General features: G+C 72.5%; 19 protein-coding genes and 1 pseudogene. 9 read left to right on the top strand and 11 right to left on the bottom strand.

What is annotated here, in order from left to right:
- Positions 1-209: 209 nt before the first annotated feature.
- Positions 210-1,012: pseudogene (locus KGS77_RS03430) on the bottom strand (hypothetical protein).
- On the opposite strand from KGS77_RS03430, the gene KGS77_RS03425 reads away from it, so the two are divergent.
- Positions 909-1,217 carry a hypothetical protein gene (locus KGS77_RS03425; protein ID WP_242587840.1) on the top strand — a complete coding sequence of 103 codons (309 nt, stop codon included), beginning with the start codon at positions 909-911 and terminating at the stop codon, positions 1,215-1,217. The pseudogene KGS77_RS03430 and the gene KGS77_RS03425 sit on opposite strands and share 104 nt — an antisense overlap.
- Here KGS77_RS03425 and KGS77_RS03420 read toward each other — a convergent pair.
- Positions 1,195-2,520 carry a VWA domain-containing protein gene (locus KGS77_RS03420; protein WP_242578618.1) on the bottom strand — a complete coding sequence of 442 codons (1,326 nt, stop codon included), beginning with the start codon at positions 2,518-2,520 and terminating at the stop codon, positions 1,195-1,197. The genes KGS77_RS03425 and KGS77_RS03420 overlap by 23 nt on opposite strands.
- 16 nt (positions 2,521-2,536) lie before the next feature.
- A complete protein-coding gene (locus KGS77_RS03415; RefSeq protein ID WP_242578617.1) occupies positions 2,537-3,814 on the bottom strand; it encodes an MFS transporter in 1,278 nt (425 codons plus the stop codon).
- A gap of 221 nt (positions 3,815-4,035) precedes the next feature.
- Between KGS77_RS03415 and KGS77_RS03410 the strand changes: the two genes are divergently transcribed.
- Complete coding sequence (locus KGS77_RS03410) at positions 4,036-4,551, top strand: CGNR zinc finger domain-containing protein (protein ID WP_242578616.1); 516 nt, start codon at positions 4,036-4,038, stop codon at positions 4,549-4,551.
- Between the two features lie 106 nt (positions 4,552-4,657).
- A complete protein-coding gene (locus tag KGS77_RS03405; protein ID WP_242578615.1) occupies positions 4,658-5,428 on the top strand; it encodes a Clp protease N-terminal domain-containing protein in 771 nt (256 codons plus the stop codon).
- A gap of 58 nt (positions 5,429-5,486) precedes the next feature.
- Here KGS77_RS03405 and KGS77_RS03400 read toward each other — a convergent pair whose 3' ends face one another.
- Together KGS77_RS03400 and KGS77_RS03395 are read right to left on the bottom strand one after the other, a co-directional pair.
- Positions 5,487-6,608: an abortive infection protein gene (locus tag KGS77_RS03400; RefSeq protein WP_242578614.1), complete on the bottom strand. Its 1,122-nt coding sequence runs from the start codon at positions 6,606-6,608 to the stop codon at positions 5,487-5,489.
- Between the two features lie 227 nt (positions 6,609-6,835).
- Positions 6,836-7,012, bottom strand: a complete 177-nt coding sequence (locus tag KGS77_RS03395; RefSeq protein ID WP_242578613.1) for a hypothetical protein — start codon at positions 7,010-7,012, stop codon at positions 6,836-6,838.
- A gap of 650 nt (positions 7,013-7,662) precedes the next feature.
- On the opposite strand from KGS77_RS03395, the gene KGS77_RS03390 reads away from it, so the two are divergent.
- Positions 7,663-8,529 (top strand): chitosanase, encoded by an 867-nt coding sequence (locus tag KGS77_RS03390; RefSeq protein ID WP_242578612.1) that lies wholly within the window; start codon positions 7,663-7,665, stop codon positions 8,527-8,529.
- A gap of 537 nt (positions 8,530-9,066) precedes the next feature.
- Here KGS77_RS03390 and KGS77_RS03385 read toward each other — a convergent pair.
- A complete protein-coding gene (locus KGS77_RS03385) occupies positions 9,067-9,852 on the bottom strand; it encodes a PepSY domain-containing protein (protein WP_242578611.1) in 786 nt (261 codons plus the stop codon).
- 262 nt (positions 9,853-10,114) lie between these two features.
- Between KGS77_RS03385 and KGS77_RS03380 the strand changes: the two genes are divergently transcribed.
- Positions 10,115-10,777 carry a HemK2/MTQ2 family protein methyltransferase gene (locus KGS77_RS03380; RefSeq protein ID WP_242578610.1) on the top strand — a complete coding sequence of 221 codons (663 nt, stop codon included), beginning with the start codon at positions 10,115-10,117 and terminating at the stop codon, positions 10,775-10,777.
- The gene (locus tag KGS77_RS03375; RefSeq protein ID WP_242578609.1) at positions 10,758-11,027 is read left to right on the top strand and encodes a CDGSH iron-sulfur domain-containing protein; all 270 of its coding nucleotides are present in this window, start codon (positions 10,758-10,760) and stop codon (positions 11,025-11,027) included. Before KGS77_RS03380 ends, KGS77_RS03375 begins: the two co-directional genes overlap by 20 nt.
- A gap of 169 nt (positions 11,028-11,196) precedes the next feature.
- On the opposite strand, the gene KGS77_RS03370 is transcribed toward KGS77_RS03375, so the two are convergent.
- The 4 genes from KGS77_RS03370 to KGS77_RS03355 form a co-directional block, all read right to left on the bottom strand.
- Positions 11,197-12,180: an iron-containing redox enzyme family protein gene (locus KGS77_RS03370; RefSeq protein ID WP_242578608.1), complete on the bottom strand. Its 984-nt coding sequence runs from the start codon at positions 12,178-12,180 to the stop codon at positions 11,197-11,199.
- A gap of 123 nt (positions 12,181-12,303) precedes the next feature.
- Positions 12,304-13,425, bottom strand: coding sequence for an enolase C-terminal domain-like protein (locus KGS77_RS03365; RefSeq protein WP_242578607.1), 1,122 nt, complete (start codon positions 13,423-13,425; stop codon positions 12,304-12,306).
- Positions 13,422-15,242, bottom strand: coding sequence for a thiamine pyrophosphate-requiring protein (locus tag KGS77_RS03360; protein WP_242578606.1), 1,821 nt, complete (start codon positions 15,240-15,242; stop codon positions 13,422-13,424). The genes KGS77_RS03365 and KGS77_RS03360 overlap by 4 nt, the downstream gene beginning before the upstream one ends.
- Before the next feature lie 166 nt (positions 15,243-15,408).
- Positions 15,409-18,513 carry an FAD-binding and (Fe-S)-binding domain-containing protein gene (locus KGS77_RS03355; RefSeq protein ID WP_242578605.1) on the bottom strand — a complete coding sequence of 1,035 codons (3,105 nt, stop codon included), beginning with the start codon at positions 18,511-18,513 and terminating at the stop codon, positions 15,409-15,411.
- A 633-nt stretch (positions 18,514-19,146) separates the two neighbouring features.
- Here KGS77_RS03355 and KGS77_RS03350 point away from each other — a divergent pair.
- Positions 19,147-19,872: an ANTAR domain-containing protein gene (locus tag KGS77_RS03350; protein WP_242578604.1), complete on the top strand. Its 726-nt coding sequence runs from the start codon at positions 19,147-19,149 to the stop codon at positions 19,870-19,872.
- Between the two features lie 10 nt (positions 19,873-19,882).
- On the opposite strand, the gene KGS77_RS03345 is transcribed toward KGS77_RS03350, so the two are convergent.
- Positions 19,883-20,257: a hypothetical protein gene (locus KGS77_RS03345; protein WP_242578603.1), complete on the bottom strand. Its 375-nt coding sequence runs from the start codon at positions 20,255-20,257 to the stop codon at positions 19,883-19,885.
- Positions 20,258-20,440: 183 nt separating this feature from the next.
- On the opposite strand from KGS77_RS03345, the gene KGS77_RS03340 reads away from it, so the two are divergent.
- On the top strand, positions 20,441-20,983 hold the full coding sequence (locus KGS77_RS03340; protein WP_242578602.1) for a hypothetical protein: 543 nt from the start codon (positions 20,441-20,443) through the stop codon (positions 20,981-20,983).
- A gap of 119 nt (positions 20,984-21,102) precedes the next feature.
- Positions 21,103-22,173 carry a CPBP family glutamic-type intramembrane protease gene (locus tag KGS77_RS03335; RefSeq protein WP_242578601.1) on the top strand — a complete coding sequence of 357 codons (1,071 nt, stop codon included), beginning with the start codon at positions 21,103-21,105 and terminating at the stop codon, positions 22,171-22,173.
- Positions 22,174-22,180 lie beyond the last annotated feature (7 nt).

The raw sequence follows: 22,180 nt of genomic DNA, 5'->3' as shown, positions 1-22,180 counted from the left end.
TACGGATACGTACGGGTACGCGGCACGGTCGCATCCGTACGCGGTACGCGAAAGGAAGGCGGCCACGGACACGACGCCGGGTCGTGTCCGTGGCCGCCGGTGCAGGCTGGTGAGGCCGCCGATGAACTGGTGGGAGCGCCGGTGAAACGCCGGCGAATCGCTCATGAGCGGTGGCCTCACCCGCGCCGGGCCGCGCGGTGCCCGTTGGTTCAGGCGCCCGGCGGGATCCGGGACGGACGGCCGGAACCCCGGGTGAGGGAGTATCCGGCGATGCCCGCGAGGGCCGCCAGCAGCCCTCCGGCCGCGGTCCAGATCCAGCGGTCGGACCACCAGCCGGAGGACCAGCCGCCGTCCGGCTCGCTCGCCGCCGCCGACCTCTTCGGCGGGGCGCTCGCCCCGTCGCCGTCGGTGCCCGGGCTGCTGCCGGCGCTCTTCCCGGCCTGCGGTGTGGCGCCGGCGCCCGGCACCAGGGGGCGCCGAGCGCGCCGTCCACCGCCCGCGCGCCGCCCGCCTCGGCCACCGTGGCCTCGACCTGGGCCTGGACGGGCAGGCCGAGGTCCTCCTGCGGCAGCTCGGTGGTGGTCAGGCGTACGTAGTAACTGCCCGGCAGCGGGTCGTTCGCCCAGGGCTCGGCCCAGCCGCGCACCGTGCGCAGGGTGCAGGAGAGTTCGACGGAGCCGGCGTCCTTGGCCGCCGTCCTGGTCTGCGCCCCGTAGGCGCACGCCTGGCGGCGGCGCAGTCCGTCGTAGACGTCGAGCTGCCAGGTGGCGTCGGCGTGCCGGGCGGTCTTGGGCAGCGTGACCGTGGCCTTCACCGTCGCCCGCTGTCCCTTGTCCAGGGGCATCACCCAGTAGAGGTAGTCACCCGTGGAGGCACTGGCCGTGGCCCGCTGACCGGGCTTGAAGGCCATGGCGGTACGGAAGTTGGTGCCCGCCTCGGTGGGGCCCGCCCCGCCGCCGTCCGGATCCGCCGTACCGCTGCTGCTCGCGCTCGCCGAGGGGCTGTCGGCCACCGCCGTTCCCGGCGCGGCGATCAGGCCGAGGGCCACCAGGCCCAGACCCGCCAGGCCCGGACCCGCCAGACCGCAGGCGCCGGCCCGCAGCGCCGCGGACAGCCTGCCGGGCCTGCCCGGCGTGCCCGTACCGTCCGGCTCGCCGGTCGTACGCACCGCGTCCGATTCACGTACCGTACGCATCAGTTGGTCCTCCAGACGGTGACGCGCCAGCGGGAGAGCCAGCCCCAGACGAGGCCGACGACCAGGCCCGTGAGGGTCAGCAGGATCAGCAGCCACCAGCCGTGGCCCAGGCCGAAGGAGGCGGCGTCGGAGCCGTCGTCGGGCCCGTCCACCAGGTCGATGGCCAGCTCGACGGGCAGACCCGGGGCGGTCCTGACCGACGCGGGCGCCGAGAAGGAGTTGCTGACCTGGAGACACACGGTCTCCGCGGCACCCTTGTCCGCATCACCGGACTTCGCGTCACCGCCGGACTTCTCCCCACCACCGGACTTCTCGTCCTTGCCGTCGGACGCGGCCTTGGGGTACCGCAGACCGGAGGAAATCACATCGGTGCGGCCGTTCCCCGCCTCGGAGCCGCGGACGATCTCCCTGCCGTGTACGGTCAGCGCCCGCAGCAGTACGCCGTAGTCGGGGTTGACCGCGCGGTCGGCGGCCACGCTCACCGAGGCCCGCAGCTCCTGGCCGGGCCGTACGTCCACCCGGTACCAGCGGTGCTCGGCGAACTTCTCGCGGTCGGTGTACAGACCGGGCTTGAGCTGGGGCGCGTCGGCGCAATCCGAAGAGCCCCGGGTCGCCACCGGAGTGGCGACCGGATCGGCCGCGCGGTCCACCGACTGGTGCACCCGGTCCCGGAGCTGCTTGGTGTGCTCCACGGTGGTGTACGTGCCGCCGGTGGCCTCCGCGATGCAGGTGAGCTGACGGCGGGTCTTGTCGTCCGGGCGCAGCCCGAGCGTGTCGATGACCAGGTGGATGCCCTTGGCGGCGATGTCCCGCGCCACCTCGCACGGGTCCAGCGGGGCACAGGTGTCCTCGCCGTCCGTGATCAGTACGATCCGGCGGGACCCGTCGCCGCCCTTGAGGTCCTCGGCCGCGCCCAGCAGGGCCGGGCCGATCGGCGTCCAGCCGGTGGGGGCGAGCGTCGCCACCGCCGTCTTGGCCTCGGTCCGGTCCAGCGGGCCGACCGGGTAGAGCTGCTTGGTGTCCTTGCAGCCGAGCTTTCTGTCCTCGCCGGGGTAGGTCGCGCCGAGCGTACGGATGCCGAGCTGCACCTCGCCGGGGGCGGCGTCCAGCACCTCGTTGAACGCCTGCTTCGCCGCGGACATCCGGCTCTGCCCGTCGATGTCGCGGGCCCGCATCGAGCCGCTGACGTCGAGGACCAGGTCGACCTTGGGGGAGGGCTTCGTATCGGGTTCGTCGGCCGCACCGGCGGCGGTGGGCAGCAGCCCGACGGTCAGGGCGGCGAGCAGGGCACAGACCCCGGACGCCAGCCGTTTTCTTGTGATCATCGCCGGATCGTATTGATCAATGCTTCCCGAACCAAAACGAGCGGGCCGGGCGCAGAGGTCTGCCGGAACGCGGCCCGGCCGGAGCCGCTCCGGTGCACACCAGCGCGGCCAGCAGTTCCAGTACGGCGGCGGCCGACAGCGCCGCGGGCAGTGACCGGGCGGCGAGGGGCCCGGCGAGACCCGCGCCGACGGCGAACCCGGTGATCTTCAGGCTGGCGCCGGTGGTGAAGATCTGACCGCGCAGACGGCCGGGCGCCTCCTGGTGGCGGATCGCGAAGAGGGCGGTGAGCGCAGGGCCGTCCGCCGCGCCGGCCAGGACCACGGCGAGGACCAGGAGCACCGGGTGGGCGGTCGCCGCGAGAAGGAAGGCCAGGGCCAGTACCACGCTGCTCCAGCGGATGACGCCGTCCGGCCCTAAGCCGTGGGGGCGGCGGGAGAAGACGGCGTTGGCCGTGAGTCCGGCGGCGGCGACGAGCGTGAGGAGCAGTGCTCCATGGCCGGCCGCGCCGAGGGCCCGTTCGGCGAGCAGCGGGACGCAGGCGATCAGGGCGCCGACGCCGGCGTGGGAGAGCACCGAGGCCGCGGTGGCCCGCGCCAGGCGCCGCGTACGGACGATGGCACGGAAACCGGCGGCGAGGTCGGCGGCGAGACCGGTGGTGAGGCCGGAGGTGCGGTGGGCGGTGAGGCCGGAGGTGCGGTCGGCGGTGTGGTGGGCCCTGGGGCCGGGCCGGTCGGGGTTCTTGGGCAGCGTCCACGCACAGGGCAGTGCGAGACAGATCATCAGGGCGGAGACCGCCACGCCGGCCGGCGCGCCCCACAGGCCCGCGACGGCACCGGCCAGTGCCGGTCCCGCCAGGCTTGCGAGGTTGAAGGTCATTGCGTCGGCCGCGTTCGCCCGGGGGAGCGCCGCCTCGGTGACCACGCGCGGCAGTTGAGCCGTCCAGCCGCCGGACAGGGCCGGCCCCAGCAGTCCCGCGCACACCGCCACCGCGACCGCGTACGCGACCGGGAGGCGGCCCAGGCTCAGGAGGACCAGGACCAGCGCCGCCGCGTAACCCAGGAGTGCCCAGGCCAGCAGACGGCCCGGTGCGGGTGACCTGTCGAGCAGCGCCCCGAGGAGGGGGCCGCCGACCGCCGCCGAGATGGTGATGCCCGCCAGGAGCGCCGAGGCCGAGGCGGCGGATCCGGTGGCCGTGAGCCCGGCCAGCAGCAAGGCGGGCCCCGACATCTCGTCCCCGGTGCGGGCCGCCACCGCCCCGGCGGTGTAAGTCCCCATTGCGTAACGCTTGTTCATTCGCAGCACGTTACGCAGGTAACTCAAAACATGGCCAGGTGCGTTACATTCGCCGCATGCAGCCCTCAGACGCCCGACCCTCAGACGCCCGACCCTCAGACGCCCGACCCTCAGGCGCCCTGCCCCCGGCTGCCTCGCGTTCCACCGTTCCCGGGCCCAGGACCGCCGTTCCGCGGCCCGACGCCCCTGACCCCGCCGGCGCGGGAGCCGTCCGGCACACGGTGCAGACCACCGCCCGGCGCACCGTCGCCCTCGTCAACGTGCTGAGCGATCAGGCCCCGACCGTGGCGGCGGTCGCCGAAGTGCTGCGTACGTATGGGGAACCCGAACCCCTCGGCCTCTGCCCGGAGGACGTCGCCGAGATGCGGACCGCGGCCCTGGCGCTGCGCGGGGTCTTCGCCGCCGCTGACGTGGATCAGGCCGCGGCCACTGTCAACGGCCTGCTGCGGCGCACTTCGGGGACCCTCCGCCTCACCTCGCACGGCGGCAGCACGCTGTGGCATCCCCACCTCGACAGCGACGACGAAGCGCCGTGGGGCGAGTGGTTCCTGGCCTCTTCCTGTCTGGCGCTGACCGTCCTGGTGTGGGACCGCGGGCGCCCGCCCGGAGGTCTGTGCGCCTCGGCCCGCTGCCGGAACGTCTTCCTGGCGCAGGGCAGCGGGCCCGCGCGCCGGTATTGCTCGCGGCGCTGTGCGACCCGTGAGCGGGTGGCGGCCCATCGGCGTGCTCAAGGGTGACTGACCCATTACCCGTACGGGGCGCAGGGTGACCCGTATGGGCCGGACAAAAATCAACGTCAACTACCGGTTGACGATCTATCGATCGTCAACTTATGGTTGACGCATGACGAAACCCGCTCGTTCCACTCATCCCATCCGGCTCGACGACCTGATCGAAGCCATCAAGAAGACCCACACGGACGCCCTGGAGCAGCTCTCCGACGCGGTCATCGCCGCCGATCACCTCGGTGAGCTGGCCGACCACCTCATCGGTCACTTCGTGGACCAGGCCAGGCGGTCGGGCGCGTCCTGGACCGACATCGGCAGGAGCATGGGCGTCACCAAGCAGGCGGCCCAGAAGCGCTTCGTGCCCAAGGCCCCGGGCGAGCCGTCGGACCTCGATCCCAGCCAGGGCTTCGGCCGGTTCACCCCGCGGGCACGGAAGGCCGTGGTGGTCTCGCAGGAGGAGGCGCGGGCGGCGGGCCATGCCGAGATCCGCACCGAGCACCTCGTGCTGGGGCTGCTGGCCGAGCCCGAGGCGCTGGCGCCGAAGGCGATCGTCGCGCAGGGAGTGTCGCTGGAGACCGTGCGGCGGACCGTGACGGCCGCGCTGCCGCCGGCCGCGGGCGAGGTGCCGGCGCTCATCCCGTTCGACGCGTCGACGCGCAAGGTGCTGGAGCTCACCTTCCGGGAGGCCCTGCGGCTGGGCCACAACTACGTCGGCACCGAGCACATCCTGCTCGCGCTGCTGGAGCAGGAGGACGGCGCGGGCGCGCTCACCGGTCTCGGTGTCGACAAGGCGGCCACGGAAACCTACGTCGGCGAGGCCCTGGCCGCCATCCTCGCCGGGCAGGAGGAGCCCGGCGAGGAGAAGGGAGGCAAGCAGGGGGAGTAAAGAAGGGAGCAGGGAGGATTTCGGGGCGGCCCGGTGCACCGGGCCGCCCCGGCCGCCCTTACCGGAATCTCTCGGCCAGGACGTGGAAGGCGCGCTTGGGCTCCCAGTACCCCGTGGTGCCGTAAGCGCGCCGGTTCCCTTCCGGATAGGTTTTGACGACCGCGAAGTTCGCCATGTCGAGGTCGTACCTGGCGTCGGGGGCGTACGGATTGTCGGCATAGATGAACTGGTAGCAGAACGCTCCGTACACCCCTTCCGCCTCGAACGCGTCGAGGCACCTCCCGATGCTGTCCGCCTGTTCCTTCTCGTTCCGGCGGCGCCCGCCGGTGACCTCCGGCGGCGTCTTGGAGTAGTCGACGACGGAGAATCCGTCACCGCCCATGTCCTCCGCGCCGGTGAAGGCGCAGCAGCCGAATTCGGTGATCACCACGGGTTTTCCGTACCGGTGCAGTGCCCTGACCTGTTCGGCGTAGGTCTTCTTGTTCCCGGCGTCCCGGTACAGGTCCACGCCGACGACGTCGAAGGGACGCCAGCCCACGCCTTCCCACACCCCGGACGAATAGGTGAGGCACCCGGTGAATTCCTTGCGCACCGCCGCCACGGCGCGGGTCAGGAACGCGTTGAGCCGTTTGTTGTAGACCTCCGGCGGAATACGGCCCAGGGCCTGTGCCCGCTCCTGGTAATCCTTTCCGGGCAGCAGACCCTCCATGAAAATGGTCAGTTCGCAGCCCACGGACAGGCCCACCCCGGGGTGATGGGCCCGCAGTTCCTCCGCGGCGCGGGCCACCGACAGCACAAAGGTGAGGGTGTCCTCGGCGTTCGCGTCGAAATGGCGGGGTTCGAGCCAGACGTACAGCCCGTGCTCCGCCGCGATGCGTGCCGTTCCGGTCAGCCGTCCGAGGTCGTGCCCGAGGAGGATGACGGCGTTGCAGTGCAGCCGTTCCTTGATCGCCTTCATCTCGCGCCGTACGTACTCCGGGCGCCAGACCTCGTGGTCGGTGTCGTAGTTGACGCCGCGCTGGGCGAGGCGGCCGGGCCGCGGAGGCACCGACGGCTTCTTGAGTACGGTCGCGGCCTCCGTACCGGCCGCGGCGGTGGCGGGACGTCCGGCGGCCAGGGCGGCGGACAGGGCCGCGGCACCGACGACGACGGTGCGGCGGCCGGGCAGGGCGGAGGTCATGGCGGGGTCCTGTCCGGTGAGTCGGTACGGGCGTGCGCGCCGAGGGGAAATCGGTACGGCTTACGTGCCGACGTTACGCAAGGAGCCGCCCCGCGTTCGTCGTGCCCGAGGGGTATCCGCCCTCCCTCCGGGGAGGTAGCCGCCGCGCCGGGCGATCGTTCGCTGGTGGTACCCGGCGGCCCGGCCCGCCACGTCCCGGCCTGCCAACTGCCCGGCCCGGCCCGTTCTCAGTTCTCCGGATTGCGCAGCAGAAGCAGGTAGTAATCGAGGTGGTCGCGGGTGTAGGTACGGAACGGCGGGATCAACGGGTCGGTGCGCAGGGTGGTTTCCTTCCCGAAGCGGGCCTCGATTGGCTGGAGCTTCCGGATCCGCCGGCGTCGTGAGGGGTGGGGGAACATACTCATCTGCTGGGCGGAGCCGTTGCGCAAACGCGTCCGGCGCTTGCCGGCGCTCGCCCGCCACCCGCTCGCCGTTCAAGTACGCGCGGATCGTCTCGCGGCCACGGCCCAGATGCCGGGCGATCGCCGAGATCGTCCAGCCCTGACGACGCAGTGCGTGGGCATCCACATCTTCCTCCCGCGTGAGCATCCAGGCCCCCGACCAGGCCGAGTCATTGCCCGCGCAGGCTCTCCCAGGACACGACCCCGCATCCCGGCACACCGGACAAGATCCCGCAGAGAGCCCAGAACTGATCACACGAAGGGTGGGGAGATCCACTGAGCAGGTTTGGCCCCCAAGAACGAGCAAACGTGGCCGAACCTCAGATCAGGGCAGGGAAATTCAAAGGTCGCCATCATCCGCGGATTCCTGCCTCCAGTCGGCTTGCGGGTTACAGCGGACGCCCGCGATGCGCCGCTGCTCGGCGTCAGTGCCGCCATGAGTGCCCGTACGTATGGCGGTCGCCTGCCATGCGCTGGCACAAGTCCCGCTGAAATTCCTGAGGTTGGTGGGAGTCGACGGGTTGTGGTCGCCCACAGGGACTGGTAGGAAAGTTTCCTAACGATTGCAATCGCCGCACTACTCTCATCCGACACGCCCCCACTGGAGGTCATCCATGCGTGCCCGATCGATAGGCAAGGTGATCCGCAAACCCGCCACCGGCCTGGTCCTCGGCCTGGCCCTGCTCGCCGTGCCGGCCACCGCCGTCGCCAGCCCGGCATCCGACGGCACCGGCCAGTCGTCCGCCGCCCCCCACCGCGTGGCCAAGGCCGCGTCCGGCCTGGACGACCCGGCGAAGAAGGAGATCGCCATGCAGTTGGTCTCCAGCGCCGAGAACTCCTCGCTGGACTGGAAGCAGCAGTACGCCTACATCGAGGACATCAACGACGGCCGCGGCTACACCGCCGGCATCATCGGCTTCACTTCCGGCACCGGCGACATGCTTGACCTGGTCGAGCGGTACACCCAGCGCAAGCCCGACAACGTCCTGGCCAAATACCTGCCCGCGCTGCGCCAGGTCAACGGCAGCGACTCGCACGAGGGCCTGGACCCGGACTTCACGGCGGACTGGAAGGAGGCCGCCCAGGACCCGGAGTTCCAGCAGGCGCAGGACGACGAGCGGGACCGGGTGTACTTCAACCCGGCGGTCGAGCAGGGCAAGGCCGACGGGATCGGGGTGCTGGGCCAGTTCGCGTACTACGACGCGCTCGTGATGCACGGCAACAGCAGCGACGCGACCAGCTTCGCCAGCATCCGCGAGCGGGCGATGGCCGAGGCCAAGACGCCCGCCCAGGGCGGCGACGAGAAGACGTACCTGAACGCCTTCCTGGACGCGCGGGTGTGGGCGATGAAGCAGGAACCGGCGCACAGCGACACCAGCCGGGTTGACACCGCGCAGCGTGTCTTCCTTGAACAGGGCAACCTGAACCTGGACCCGCCGCTGGACTGGAAGGTCTACGGCCAGTCGTTCCACATCGACTGAGCCGCTCGGTGGCCCGTACCGTACCCGAAACCCGGCGCGGTACGGGCCGCCGTCAGCATGCACGGCCGGGCGGAGCAGCACCGGCCGTGCACATCTTCGTGATCTCTGACTGGGACCAAAGCGGCGTCCACCCGTTCTCCGCACTGGCCGAGGACGTCGCCGCTTTCGCCGCTGTGGACGCCCCGGGCGCCGACGTCGTCTTCGAGCGCCGGCGCCGGGCGGTCACCGAGCAGCAGATCGCCGACGACCACCTGCCGACCGCACCACCGAAAGCCACCGACCGCCGTTCGTTCCCGGGCCGCTCGACCACCCAGGCCGAAGCGCTCCCGCCCGACGTCCTAACCGCAATGCCGACGGCATTGACGGCAGGGCCTAGCAGGGAGGGCGCCGGGCTGGAGGTCGTATTCGGAACAGGCGAGGGGTGTACGGGCGGCAGGGGGCACGGGGGCCGGTGCGTTCTCGGGGCGGCGGCCGTGCGGTGGGCCGGCGGCCCTCGCCCCGAGAAACGTTTCGCTGCCCGTGCGTCCGGCCGCGCGTTCAGTCCCGGTCGGTGTGCTCGCGCAGCACCTTGTCCTTGTCGGCCGCGTCCACGTCGAAGGTGGTCTTGTTCCAGTCGTTCGTGGTGACGACGTCCACGGACCAGACGATGGCGCCCCGGTCGTTGTCGTCCAGCTTGACCGAGGTGACCGTGCCCTTCTTCTTGCCGGTGGCGGTGCCGGCGGCCTGCTGGGGCGTGATCTTGGCCTTGGCCAGCCGGTCGGCCAGTTTCCGCTTGTCGTCACCGTCCTGGTCCGGTGCGACCCGGGACTCGGTCACCTTCCCCGACACGGCGTCGACCCTGCCCTCGTGCACGGTGCCGTCCTGCGTGGCGACCTCGGTGTGCCACTGCGGACCGCCGCCGTTCGCGCCGCCCTTCAGCTCGATCGCGGTCAGCCTGCCACCGGAGACACCTTTGAGCGCCGCGTCGGCGGCCTGCTCGTATCCGACCTTGGCGGTCGGGACCAGGGCCTTGCGCTCGGCCTGGTCCTCGGTCAGGTTCCGGTCGTGGGAGGGGCCCGCGGAGCCGGACGGGGCGGCGGAGGTGGGGCCGGGGGCGGCGCCGCCCGGGGTGCTCGCCGAGGCGCTGGGCCCACCGGACCCCTTGTCGTCGTCCCCGCAGCCGGCCAGCAGCACGGCCGAGACCGTGGCCGCGCACAGCACCCCGAGGACCCGGCCGCCGCGCCGGGAACGCCTTGGAGGCCGTACGGGGGAGAAGTGCGCGCCGACGTGGGGGTCCGGGCGCCGGGCACCGGGCTCTCCATATGCAAACGGGTCAGTGGTCATACCGCATCGGTTGCCTGCCCGGTGCCGTGAAATGCCCAAGTGTTGCCGGAATCACTCGGACCGCCGAGGGGCGTGGAGGGGCGTGGAGGGGCGTGGAGGGGTGTGAAGGAGCCGCCGGGGAAGCGCCGGGGGCTCCCGCGAAGGGCGTACGCCGGGCCCCGGGGCCGCGCTCCGGCCGCCCACCGGCCCAGGGCCACGGCCGTGCCGCGCCGGGCCATGATCCTGAAGGACTCAATCGGCCGTTCGGGGGTACCTGGGATGCGTGCTTTTCCTGAGACCCCCAGGGGTGTACGCGCCGCAGGACGACACGGCCGCGCTGGCCGCCGCACTGGAACGCGAGCCGCTGCCGCCGCACGCCGAAGTACTGGACGTGGGCACCGGCAGCGGCGCGCTGGCCGTCGCCGCTGCCCGGCGCGGCGCGGCCCGGGTGACCGCGGTGGACACCTCGCCCGCGGCCGTCCTGACCGCCCGCCTGAACGCCTGGCTCGCAGGCCAGGGGCGTACCGTCCGCGTGCGGCGCGGGGACCCGCTGCGCACCGCCCCCCGGCACCACTTCGACCTGGTCCTGGCCAACCCCCCTTATGTGCCGTCCCCGGAGCCCGCCCCGCCGCGCCGGGGACGTGCCCGGGCCTGGGACGCGGGCCGGGACGGGCGGGCCGTACTGGACCCGCTGTGCGCCCGGGTGCCGTCGCTGCTGCGCCCCGGCGGAGTCCTGCTGCTCGTGCACTCGACGCTGTGCGGGACCTCGCCGACCCTGGAGCTGTTGCGCGAAGGGGGACTGGAGGCAGCCGTCACCGACCGGCGTCTGGTGCCGTTCGGGCCGGTCGTACGGGGCCGGGAGGACTGGCTGAGGGAGCGGGGGCTGCTCGCCCCCGGACAGGACAAGGAGGAACTGGTGGTGATCCGTGCCCGGCGCCCGCAGTGAACCCGAGGGAACGGCCCGTCGCGTACGGCAGGAGCCGGGCGGGCCGGTGCTGATCGAGGGGCCGGTGGAGGTCGCCCTGGAGGACGGCGGCACGGCCCGGTCGGACCGGCCGGTGGTCGCGGTGTGCATGTGCCGCCGCAGCCGGATCTACCCGTGGTGCGACACCAGTCACCGGGGCCGCAGACGCCCGCGCCGCGATACCGGGGCCGCGGCCCCGGCCCGGCCGCCGGAGCACGACGACGCGCACTGACGGCGGCCGGGACGGCGGTCCCGGCCCGGCGGCTTCGGCGGAGTCCGCCGGGGCCGCCCGCGGCCTCACGTCAAGGCTCCGGAGCCCTGACGTCACGGCCCCGGAGCCTTCACCGACGCAACGAGCGCCTCACCACCGCAACGAGCCCCTCACCACGCCACCAACGCCCTCACAACGCCACGCGCACCGACGGCCTGTCCGCCTTCCACGCGTCGAGCAGGTGGTCCGCGAGCCGGTCCTCCAGCCAGTCCGTCGCCGCGACGCCGAAGGCGACGTCCGCGTCGAGTTCCGGCTCCTCGCGCAGCAGCCCCTCCACCACCTCGTGCCGTACGAGCTGCTCGTGGACGGCGTCCGCCTCCACGTGCTCGGCGTAGAAGTGCACGGCGGCCGGGCCGGCGCCGAGCCGTTCCAGCGCCTGCGCCAGCCGGCGGGAGCCGGGGGAGGAGGTGATCTCCACCCAGGCGAAGTGCCCGACGAGCGCCCCGCGCCGCGCACGGTGCAGACCGAACAGCGACATGAGGTTGACGACGGCGAGCATCTGCCGGGAGCCGGCGTCGAGGTAGCGCCCGTACGTGCTGTCCAGGCCCAGGTCCTCCATCAGGTCGGCGAAGAGCTTGGAGTGCACCCGCTCCGCGCGCCCCGCACCGAACTCGTCGTACTCCACCGCCGCCATCCCGGCCTTGGCCCGGCCGGTCAGGCGGGGGATCACCCACAGTTGCGGGTCGGCCTCCTTGAGGTGGTACAGGGACCGCTGTGCGGCGTACTCGCGGGCCTGCCACAACTGCCCCTGGTCCCGCAGGTGGTGGGAGACGCCCGCCCCGTCCACAGGTTCCGTCAGCAGGCCGCTCAGCGCCTCGTCCGCCCCGGCCGGCGCCGGGACGTCGGCGCGCAACGCCTCCAGGAACCGCCGCTCCAGCGCGGCCCGCAGCCGCAGCAGGTCCGGGTCCCACTCCCAGGCGTCGTCCACCCCGTGGAAGCCGCGGTAGTGCAGCTCGTAGCAGACGTACAGGGCGAGCTGGAGGTCGTCGCCGTAGGGGTCGCAGGCGGCCACGGCGGACTCGTCCGGAAGGGCCGGCCGGCCTTCACCGGGGGAGCGGCCGAGGACGGAGACGACCGCTGCCGATATCTCTCCACGTGCGGACGGCAGTTTCACATGCACTCCTTGAGGACGCACCCGTACTGCGGCGGCGGGTACCCGGCGGGCATCCGGGAAAACTCACCGATCTCGCGCTGATGTACGCATGACGAGGCACGTGCGCGACATGTGCCCCGGCCGTCACCCGCTCCAGCCGTCGCCGATGTGCTCCGTCCGCAGTGTCAGACCGAGGCCGGGAGCGCCTGACGCGCCCGGGGTGACCGCCCCGCCGGACGGATCGAGGGCCCCCTCGAAGAACCGCTCCTCGATGCGTACGTGGTCGTGGAACCACTCCAGATGCCGCAGGTTGGGCACGGCGGCGCACACGTGCGCATGGGCGTGCGGGGCGCAGTGCCCGGAGATCTCCAGGCCCAGGGACTCGGCCACGGCCGCCGCCTTGAGCCACACCGTGATGCCGCCGCAGCGGGTGACGTCGGCCTGGAGGCAGTCCACACCGCCCGAGGCGGCCATCCGCGCCAGATACCTCAGGTCGTACCCGTATTCTCCGGCGGCCACGTCCGGCGCGACCGCGTCCCGTACCCGGCGCAGCCCGGCCAGGTCGTCGGAGGAGACCGGCTCCTCGAACCAGAGCACTCCCTGGTCGGCGAAGCGGTCCGCCATCCGGATCGCCTGCTTGGCGCCGTAGCCGCCGTTGGCGTCCACGTACAGCTCGCAGCCGTCGCCGATGACCCGGCGGGCCCGCCGCACGCGCTCCAGGTCGTGGTCGGGGCAGCGGCCCCAGGACTCACCGATCTTGATCTTGACGCGGCCGAAGCCCTGGTCCTCCGTCCAGCCGCGCAACTGGCGTTCGGTGTGCCGGGCGCCGTAGGTCGTCAGGCCGCCGCTGCCGTACACCGGGACCTCGGCGCGGGCCGCGCCCAGCAGCCGTACCAGCGGCAGGTCCAGCAGCCGTGCCTTGAGGTCCCACAGGGCGATGTCCACGGCGGAGATCGCCCCGGCCACCAGCCCGGGGCGGCCGGCGTTGCGTACGGCGCGGCTCATCGCCTCGTTCGCGCCCGGTACGTCCCAGGCGTCGCGCCCGGTGACCACGGGGGCCAGCAGGTCGCTGACGACACCCGCGCCGGCCGCGGCGCCGTACGTCCAGCCCAGGCCGCACACCCCGGCGGAGCGGGCCTGGACCAGCACCATCGTGGTGCTGTCCCAGGTCAAGGTGGCGTCGCCTCCTGGCGCGTCGGTCGGGACCGTGCACACGCACACGGACAGCGACTCCACCGCCGGCCCGGTGCCGCCGGGTCCGGTCATCCCTCGCCCGCGCCCGGCCGGTCCGCACGCCGCTTGGTGCCGGGCAGGAACTCCTGGATCTTCGCCTTGACGCCCTGCTTGAGCACCCCGGCGCTCGCGGAGTCGCCGTGCACGATCGCGGATGCCGCCGCCTCGATCTGGTCCAGCGTGGCGTGCGGCGGGATCGGCGGCACGTCCGGGTCCGTACGGAAGTCCAGGACGAACGGCCGGTCCGCGGCCAGCGCCTGACGCCACGCGGACTCCACGTCCTGCGGCTTGTCGATCCGTGCGCCGCCCAGCCCGATCGAGCGGGCGAAGTCGGCGTAGGGCACGTCCGGGATGTGCTGCGAGGGCTCGAACTGCGGGGCCCCGGACATCGCCCGCATCTCCCAGGTGACCTGGTTGAGGTCCTGGTTGTTGAGTACGCCGATGATCAGCCGCGGGTCGCTCCACTCCCGCCAGTACTTGGCCGCGGTGATCAGTTCGGCCATCCCGTTCATCTGCATCGCGCCGTCGCCCACCACCGCCAGCGCGGGCCGCTCGGGGTGGGCGAACTTGGCGCCGATGACGTACGGGACGCCCGGCCCCATGGTGGCCAGCGTGCCGGACAGTGAGCCGCGCATGGAGCCGCGCATCCGCAGGTGACGCGCGTACCAGTTGGCCGCGGAGCCGGAATCGGCGGCCAGGATCACATCGTCCGGCAGGAGGGCGTCCAGCGCGTGCACGACGTACTCGGGGTTGATGGGATCGGCGTCCACGGCGGCCCGCCGCTCCATCACCTCCCACCACCGCTTGACGTGGGACTCCACCTCTCCGCGCCACTTGCGGGACTTCTTGTGCTTGAGCAGCGGCAGCAGCCGCTCCAGCGTCGCCCGTGCGTCACCGACGAGGTTGACCTCGAACGGGTAGCGCAGCCCGACCATGAACGGATCGATGTCGATCTGTACGGCACGCGCCTGATCGAACTCCGGCAGGAACTGGCTGTACGGGAAGCTGGAACCGATCACCAACAGGGTGTCGCAGCCCTGCATCAGCTCGTAACTCGGCCGGGTACCCAGCAGGCCGATGGCCCCGGTGACGTACGGCAGTTCGTCGGGGAGCACGTCCTTGCCGAGCAGCGCCTTGGCCACGCCCGCCCCGAGCATCTCGGCCGTCTCCATCACCTGCTCGCGCGCCCCGCGGGCGCCCTGCCCCACCAGGATCGCCACCTTCTCGCCCGCGTTGAGGACCTCGGCGGCGCGCTCCACGTCCGCCGGGTCGGGCAGCGGGGCGTACCCGCCCACCCCCAGGCTGGAGGGCACCATCTTGAAGGCGTGGGTCGGCGGGCTGTAGTCCAGCTCCTGCACGTCCGCCGGAATGATCACCGCGGTGACGGTGCGCCTGCTGTACGCGGTGCGCATCGCCCGGTCCAGGACGTTGGGCAACTGCTCAGGAACGGTCACCATCTCGCAGAACTCGGAAGCGACGTCCTTGTAGAGACTCAGCAGGTCGACCTCCTGCTGGTAGGAGCCGCCCATGGCGCTGCGGTTGGTCTGGCCCACGATCGCCACCACCGGGACGTGGTCGAGCTTGGCGTCGTACAGCCCGTTGAGCAGGTGGATGGCGCCCGGCCCCGAGGTGGCCGCGCACACGCCCACCTTGCCGGAGAACTTGGCGTAGCCGACCGCCTCGAACGCCGCCATCTCCTCGTGCCGCGCCTGGACGAACACCGGCTTGTTGTCGGCCCGCCCCCACGCGGCGAGCAGACCGTTGATCCCGTCCCCCGCATAGGCGAAGACATGGTCGACGTCCCACTCGCGCAGTCGCTGCAGGACGTAGTCGGACACTTTGGTGGACACGACGTTCTTTCCTTTCGCCGGTTGTTGAGCCGGTGGTTCAGCCGGTGGTGCAAGGGCGCCGACCGGTGGTGCAGGAGGGCCGGCCGGCGATCCACAAGGGGCGGCCGACGGACGCGGACGCGGACGGGACGGTCCGATGGCGCGTGCGGGACCGCGGTCCGGGCGCTCATCCGCGCGGCCGGATCACGGCCCGTACGCCCGCTGCCGCCGCGGCACCCACGGCGGCCACCACGCCCAGGGTGACCAGACGGACGTCCCGGCGTGGGACGGCCGGCCGGTCGGTGAGCTTTTCCGGGTGGTCGGCGGGCGGCGGCCCGTCCAGCCCCATCGCCAGCGCCTCCGCCAGGTGCACCGCCCGCCGGCCGGTGCCGCCCTGCTCGATCTGCGTACGGCAACTGAACCCGTCGGCGATGACCAGCGAACTCGGCGCCGCCGCGCGTACGGCCGGCAGCACCCCCTGCTCCCCGATCGCCATCGACAGGTCGTAGTGCCCCTTCTCGAAGCCGAAGTTGCCGGCCAGCCCGCAGCAGCCCTCGTCCAGGACGTCGGCGTCGATGCCGGCCCGGCGCATCAGCTCGCGGTCCGCGTCGTACTTGGTCACCGCGTGCTGGTGGCAGTGGGTCTGTACGGTCGCGGTCCGGGACAGCGCCGGCGGACGCCACTGCTCCGGAGCGTCGTTGAGCAGCAGTTCGGCGAAGGTCCGGAACTGCCCGGACAGCCGCTTTACGTCCTCGTCCTCGGGCAGCAGCTCGGGCGCGTCGGAGCGGAAGACCGCGGTGCACGACGGCTCCAGCCCGACGACCGGCGTCCCCGCCTCGATCCACGGCCGCAGCACCTCCACCGTATGCCGCAGGGTCCGCTTGGCCGCCGTCAGCCGGCCGGTGGAGATCCGGGTGAGCCCGCAGCACACCGCCCGGCGCGGCACCGCCACCCGGAACCCGGCGTCCTCCAGGACCCGTACCGCCGCGCGTGCCACACCGGGGTGGAAGTGGGTGCTGAAGGTGTCGGGCCACAGCACCACGGCCCGCGGGTCGCCCGGCTCGGGCTCCGGTGTCCCGCGCGAGCGCCACCACTGCACGAAGGACCGGTCCGCGAAGGCGGGCGCCTCGCGCCGCACGGCCACCCCCGCCAGGCTCTTGCCGAGCCGGCTCACCCCCGGGGCCCGCAGCGCGGCGTTCACCAGGCGCGGCGCCGCCCGCGCCAGCCGCGCCCACAGCGGCAGATCGCCCATGGAGTAGTGCGCCATCGGCCGTGGCCGTCCCGCGTAGTGGTGCGCCAGGAACTCCGCCTTGTACGTGGCCATGTCCACGCCCACCGGACAGTCCGACTTGCATCCCTTGCAGGCCAGACACAGGTCCAGGGCGTCGCGGACCTCGGTGGAGCGCCAGCCGTCGGTGACGGGCGTATCGGCGTGCCCGCCCAGCATCTCGAACAGCAGCCGGGCCCGCCCGCGCGTGGAGTGCTCCTCCTCGCCGGTCGCCCGGTAGGAGGGGCACATCACCCCGCCCGTATGGGTACGGCAGTTGCCCACGCCGACGCAGCGCATCACCGCCTGCGTGAAGCTGTGGTCGTCCTCCGGGAACCCGAAGTGCGTGTCATGGCCCCGCGGATGCCACCGGGGGCCCAGCCGCAGGTTCTCATCCACCCGGTACGGCGCCACGACCTTGCCCGGATTCATCCGGTCATCCGGGTCGAACAGCGCCTTGACCTCGCCGAACGCGCCCACCAGCCGCTCGCCGAACATCCGCGGCAGCAGCTCGCCGCGGGCCTGCCCGTCACCGTGTTCGCCGGAGAGCGACCCGCCGTAGGAACACACCAGGTCGGCGGCGCGCAGCAGGAACGACCGGAAGTCCGCCACCCCTTGCGCGTCCTTCAGGCCGAAGGGGATACGGGTGTGCACACAACCCTGGCCGAAGTGCCCGTACAGGGACGCGTGGTCGTAGCCGTACTCGGTGAACAGGCGCTTGAGGTCCCGCAGGTAGTCACCGAGCCGCTCCGGGGGCACCGCGGAGTCCTCCCAGCCCTCCCAGGTCTCCCGGCCGTCCGGGGGCCGGGCCGTCACACCCAGGCCCGCCTCCCGGGCCTTGAGCATCTTCTGCTCGCGCACCGGGTCGTCGGAGAAGGACACCGTGTCCTCGTCCTGGCTGCGCCCCAGAGCCTTGAGCAGGCCGTACCCCTGCGCGTCGACCTCCTCCCTGGTCTCACCGGTGAACTGCAACAGCAGCCAGCTCTCCCCTTCGGGGAAGGTGTCCAGCGAGTCGAGGTAGGCGTGCTCCTCGCGCATGAGCTGGGCCATCCGGCCGTCGATCGCTTCGAGCTGCGTCGGTTCGCTGCGCTCCAGCAGATGCGGTACGTCATCGGCGGCGGCGCAGATGTCGGGATAGCCCAGGACGAGGATCGCCTCGTACGGGTCCACCGGCACCAGGTCCAGTTCCGCGCGCAGCACCGTCACCAGCGTGCCCTCGCTGCCCACGAGCGCACGGGCCAGGTCGAAGCCGTTCTCCGGCAGCAGCGAGTCCAGGTTGTAGCCGGAGACCCGGCGGGGGAGCTTGGGGAAGCCACGCCGGATCTCACCCATGTGGCGATCCGTGATCTCCCGCAGCCCCGCGTACAGTTCGGCGCGCCGGCCGCCCTGCGCGACGATCCCCTCGTACTCCTGCTGCGATGTCGGGCCGACCCAGCACCGCAGGCCGTCGTACGTCAGGATCTCCAGCCGCCGTACGTTGTCCACCGTCTTGCCGTACGCCTGGGCCGAGGCACCGCAGGAGTTGTTGCCGATCATGCCGCCGAGCGAGCAGTGGGTGTGGGTGGACGGCTTGGGGCCGAACTTCAGCCGGTGGCCGGACAGCTTCCGGTTCAGCTCGTCCAGCACGATGCCCGGCTCGACCACACAGGTGCGCCGCTCGGGGTCCACGGACACCAAACGGTCGCAGTACTTGGTCCAGTCGATGACCACCGCCGTGTTGGTGCACTGACCGCCCAGACTCGTCCCGCCGCCACGGGAGAGCACCGGCGCGCCGAACCGGGCGCACACCGCCACCGCGTCCGCGCCCGCCTCGATGTTCCGGGGCACCACCACACCGATGGGCACCTGACGGTAGTTCGACCCGTCCGTGGCGTAGGCGCCCCTGCTGCCCGCGTCGAACCTCACCTCGGCGTCCACCGACTCCCGCAGGGCCTCTTCCAGGGCCTTCACCCCGTCCGCGGAGAGATCCGGGGCCCGCCGGTCACCGCCGGGCGCCGCTCGCGTCGCTTGATGCGTCGTGGCCATGGACACCTTCCTCTCGTGCTCGACGGTCTGGGTAACCGGCGGCGCGTGGAGAAAACGCCCGGTGCGCACTCTTTTGCGATAGGGAGACCGGCAGCCGCTCGCGACACGGCGACGGGCAACCGCTTTTGACGCGGGGACGGGCAACCGCTTCTGTTACGGGGACGGGCACCGTGGGCGACCCGCCGGACCGGCAGCCGCATGGGGCACGGCGGACCGGCAACGGCATGGGGCACGCCGGACCGGCCACCGCCCCTGCGCGTACTCCCGCCTCCGCGTCCCTTGGAGCGTCACCGGGCACGGCGCACGCGCCCGGCCAACACCCCTACGGTAGGCACGGACCGCCGGGTGCCGCACCCGGTGGTACGCCGGCCCGCCGCCGCGTCCGGCGCCGGCGGGCCGCCCGCCCGGCACCACGACCAGGCCCCCGGGGACGAAGGGAGGACCGGCCCGTGCCGCACGCCCACCACACCGGACACGCCGCCGTCGAGACCCTGTGGACGCCGCCGGCGCGCCGCCCCGGCGGGCCGGTCGGTCCCGGCGACGGACTGTTGCCCGACGTGAATGCGGGTATGGGGAGGGAGTGGAGGACCGGCCCAGGAGAGTCCGGCCGAGACGTGTTTAAGGGGCATGATCATGCAGGACCAGCCGACCCTGACACCTCTGGCCCAGGCACTGCTGGAGCTGACGGACATGCCGGCCAGCGGCTTCGACGCGGCCACGCAGTTACGGGTCCTTGCCGTCCGCAGCCGCAGCCTGGCGGAGGCACAGGCGTCCGGCGCGGTGCTGGTGGACGGCCGGGGGCGACAGGTGTGCGCCGCGGCCAGCGACGAGGAGACACTGGCGGTCGAGGCGTCCGCCGGGCACTGGGAGACCGGCTGCCCGCTGCGGGACTGCTGGCAGGCCGGCAAGCCGCTCCCGGAGATACCGCTGGCCCACCCCTACGCCCGGGGCCGCTGGCCGCGCTATGCTCCGGCCGCCCTCGCCCGCGGCTTCACTTCGGTCTCCGCCCGCCCGCTGCGTCACGGGGACCGGGTGCTGGGCGCGGTCAGCCTGCTGGCGGACGGCCCCGGGCGGCTGGGCCTGCGCCCCTTCCAGGCGGCCCAGGCGCTGGCCGACGCCGCCGCGATCGGCCTGGCCCACCACCGGCGCCTGGACGGCGAGGAGGCGCCGGACGCGCCGCTGACGACGGACCGGATCATGATCGAGCAGGCCAAGGGGATGCTCGCCGAGCGCCGGCGGATCTCCGTGGCCGCCGCCGCGGACCTGCTGCGGCGGTGGGCGCGCGACCGGGAGCTGCGGATGGTGGACGCCGCCCGGCAGGTGATCGAGGGGGCCCGGGCCGCTCCCCGGCACACCTGAGAAGCCGCTGCTACATCTCCAGCCGGCTTTCGAGATCGGTCAGTTCCTCGCGCGCGGCGGCGAGGGACACGCTGTGGCGGTCCAGCACCAGATAGATGAAGATGCCCTGCTCCCGGCGCTTGGGCAGCGGACGGATGAGGTGGTACTCGTCGGGGAGCGTGATCAGGATGTCCTCGACGCTCTCGGGGGGATAGCCCAGGAGCTCCAGGGTGTAGAGCTTGGCGCGGACGACATCGCTGTCGCCGTAGGCCACCTTGTCCATGTCCGGGCCCCCGCCGGTGCCGACGAAGCCCAGCACCGACCGCGAACGGATGTCCACGACGGCCACCCCGACGGTGCCCCGGACCAGCATGGCCTGTTCCAGAGCCGCCTGCACCTTGTCCATCCACCAGCCTCCTCCGCACCCGGGACGGGCCCTGTTCATCACAGCCCGGCTGAGGCCCCCACAGCAGCGCCGACCGCCGCCCATGGTAGGTGTCGTGCCCGCCGATGGCACCCCGCCGGTTCCCTTGACGCACCGGTAACCTGACGGCCCCGGCCACTGTTGTGAAGGACGTCCTACCCCGATATGAACTCGCTCAATTTCTTCGCCGATGTCGTCGCCTCCGGCACGGTGCTCGGAGCCTCGCCCACGTGTGGACCGGACCAGGTGAGCGAGGTCCTGGGCACCGACTACGCGGAGAACAGCGGCTACTCGGACAGCATGTGGCGCGACTACGGACTGGCGGAGTTCTTCTGGTTTCGCGGCAGTGCGGACGCCCCGTGGGAGGGACACCATTTCTCCTTGCAGGTGCACCGCCTGACGCAGGGACCGGACGTGGTCGCCCCCGCGATCCGCTCCGTGTACGGGCAGGAGTTCGGCCCGACCCTCGCCTTCGACGCCCTGGCGGCCGTACTGCGCGAACGCGGGGTGCCGCTGGAGGAGATCCCGGACACCGCGAACGCGCCGTACTACCGCTCCTTCTGGCAGCCGCAGTCCTGCGTCGAGATCTCGGTGATCGCCGAGCACAGTGAATTCCTCACCCCCGACGACCTGTCCGTGGGCGACGTCTACCGCATCGGCGCACCGCTGCACGCCGACGTGGTGGCCGGCCGACGGGCCCGGAGGTAGGGCGGCCGACGGGCCCGGAGGTAGGGTTTTCCCCACCCCGAGGGGGCAGTCGGCAACCCCTGGGAGACGGCAGTCAGCGGTGTTCCGGGCCCCGGACGGGCGCACATAGCGTCACCGCCATGACCTCTCGGACCTCCCGTCTTCCTCATCCCCCTCACTCCTCTCACTCCCCTTCCCACCCGTCGGCCGCCCGTCGCCGCGGCCCGCTGGTGTTCCTGGCCGTGGCCTATCTGGGCATGTGGCTGGCGATGGCGCCGCTCCTGCTCACCGGATTCCACCGCAGCGACGGCCGCGCGCGGATGAGTGCTCTCACGGAGATCTGCGTCGGCGCCGCGATGTTCGCCCCGGCGCTGGCCGCGCTCCTGGTCATCCGCTGCGTGGAGCCCGCCGGCCGGGTACGGGACGCCCTCGCCCTGCGGTTCCCGCGGCCCTGGGGGCGGACCGCACGGTCCTGTCTGACGGCCCTGCTGGTGCCGGGTGCGCTGACCGCCGCCGCCCTGGCCCTGGGCACCGCCACCGGCACCTACCCGTACGGTGGCGCGGACCTGGGCGCACTGGGCGGATGGGCGGCGGGCACGGCGGTGCAGATGGCGCTGTCGCTGCCGCTGTTCTTCGGCGAGGAGCTCGGCTGGCAGGGATACCTCTTCCCACGCCTGGCGCGCGGCCGTACGGGAGCGCGGCTGATCCCGGCGTACCTGGCGACCGGCGCGGCCTTCGCGCTGTGGCACCTGCCGACGCTGCTGATGGGCGGGCAGTACCTGGACCGCCCGTGGTACCTGGCGGTCCCGGCCATGCTGGTGAGCTGCACGCTCATCCTGCCGGTGTTCACCTGGCTGCGGACGCGCTCCGGTTCCGTGGTGCCCGCGGTGATCGGCCATGCCTTCGTGAGCACCGCCGCCGTGGGCCTGGTCCGGGTCTTCGCCGATCCGCGGGCGCCGCTGGATCCGCTGGTGATGGGGCTGACCGGCTGGCCGGGCTGGGTGGTCACGGGCGCGTTCGTGGCCTTCCTCGCCCTGACCGGACGCCTTGGCTTCCCGTCCCCGGAGCAGCGGTCAGCCGCCTCGGACGCCTCGGACGTCCCGATGGCATCGCCCGCATCCGACGCCCCGGCCGCCTCGGAAGACTCGGCCGCTGTACAGGTGCGGAAGGCGCGGGAGACGACCGCCGACGGCGGCCTGCGCACCCCGTGAAGCGATC

This window comes from Streptomyces sp. MST-110588 (assembly GCF_022695595.1).
Classification (GTDB): Bacteria; Actinomycetota; Actinomycetes; order Streptomycetales; family Streptomycetaceae; genus Streptomyces.
The sequence above is the reverse complement of the archived record's forward strand: the minus strand, read 5'-3'. Positions and strand labels throughout refer to the sequence as shown.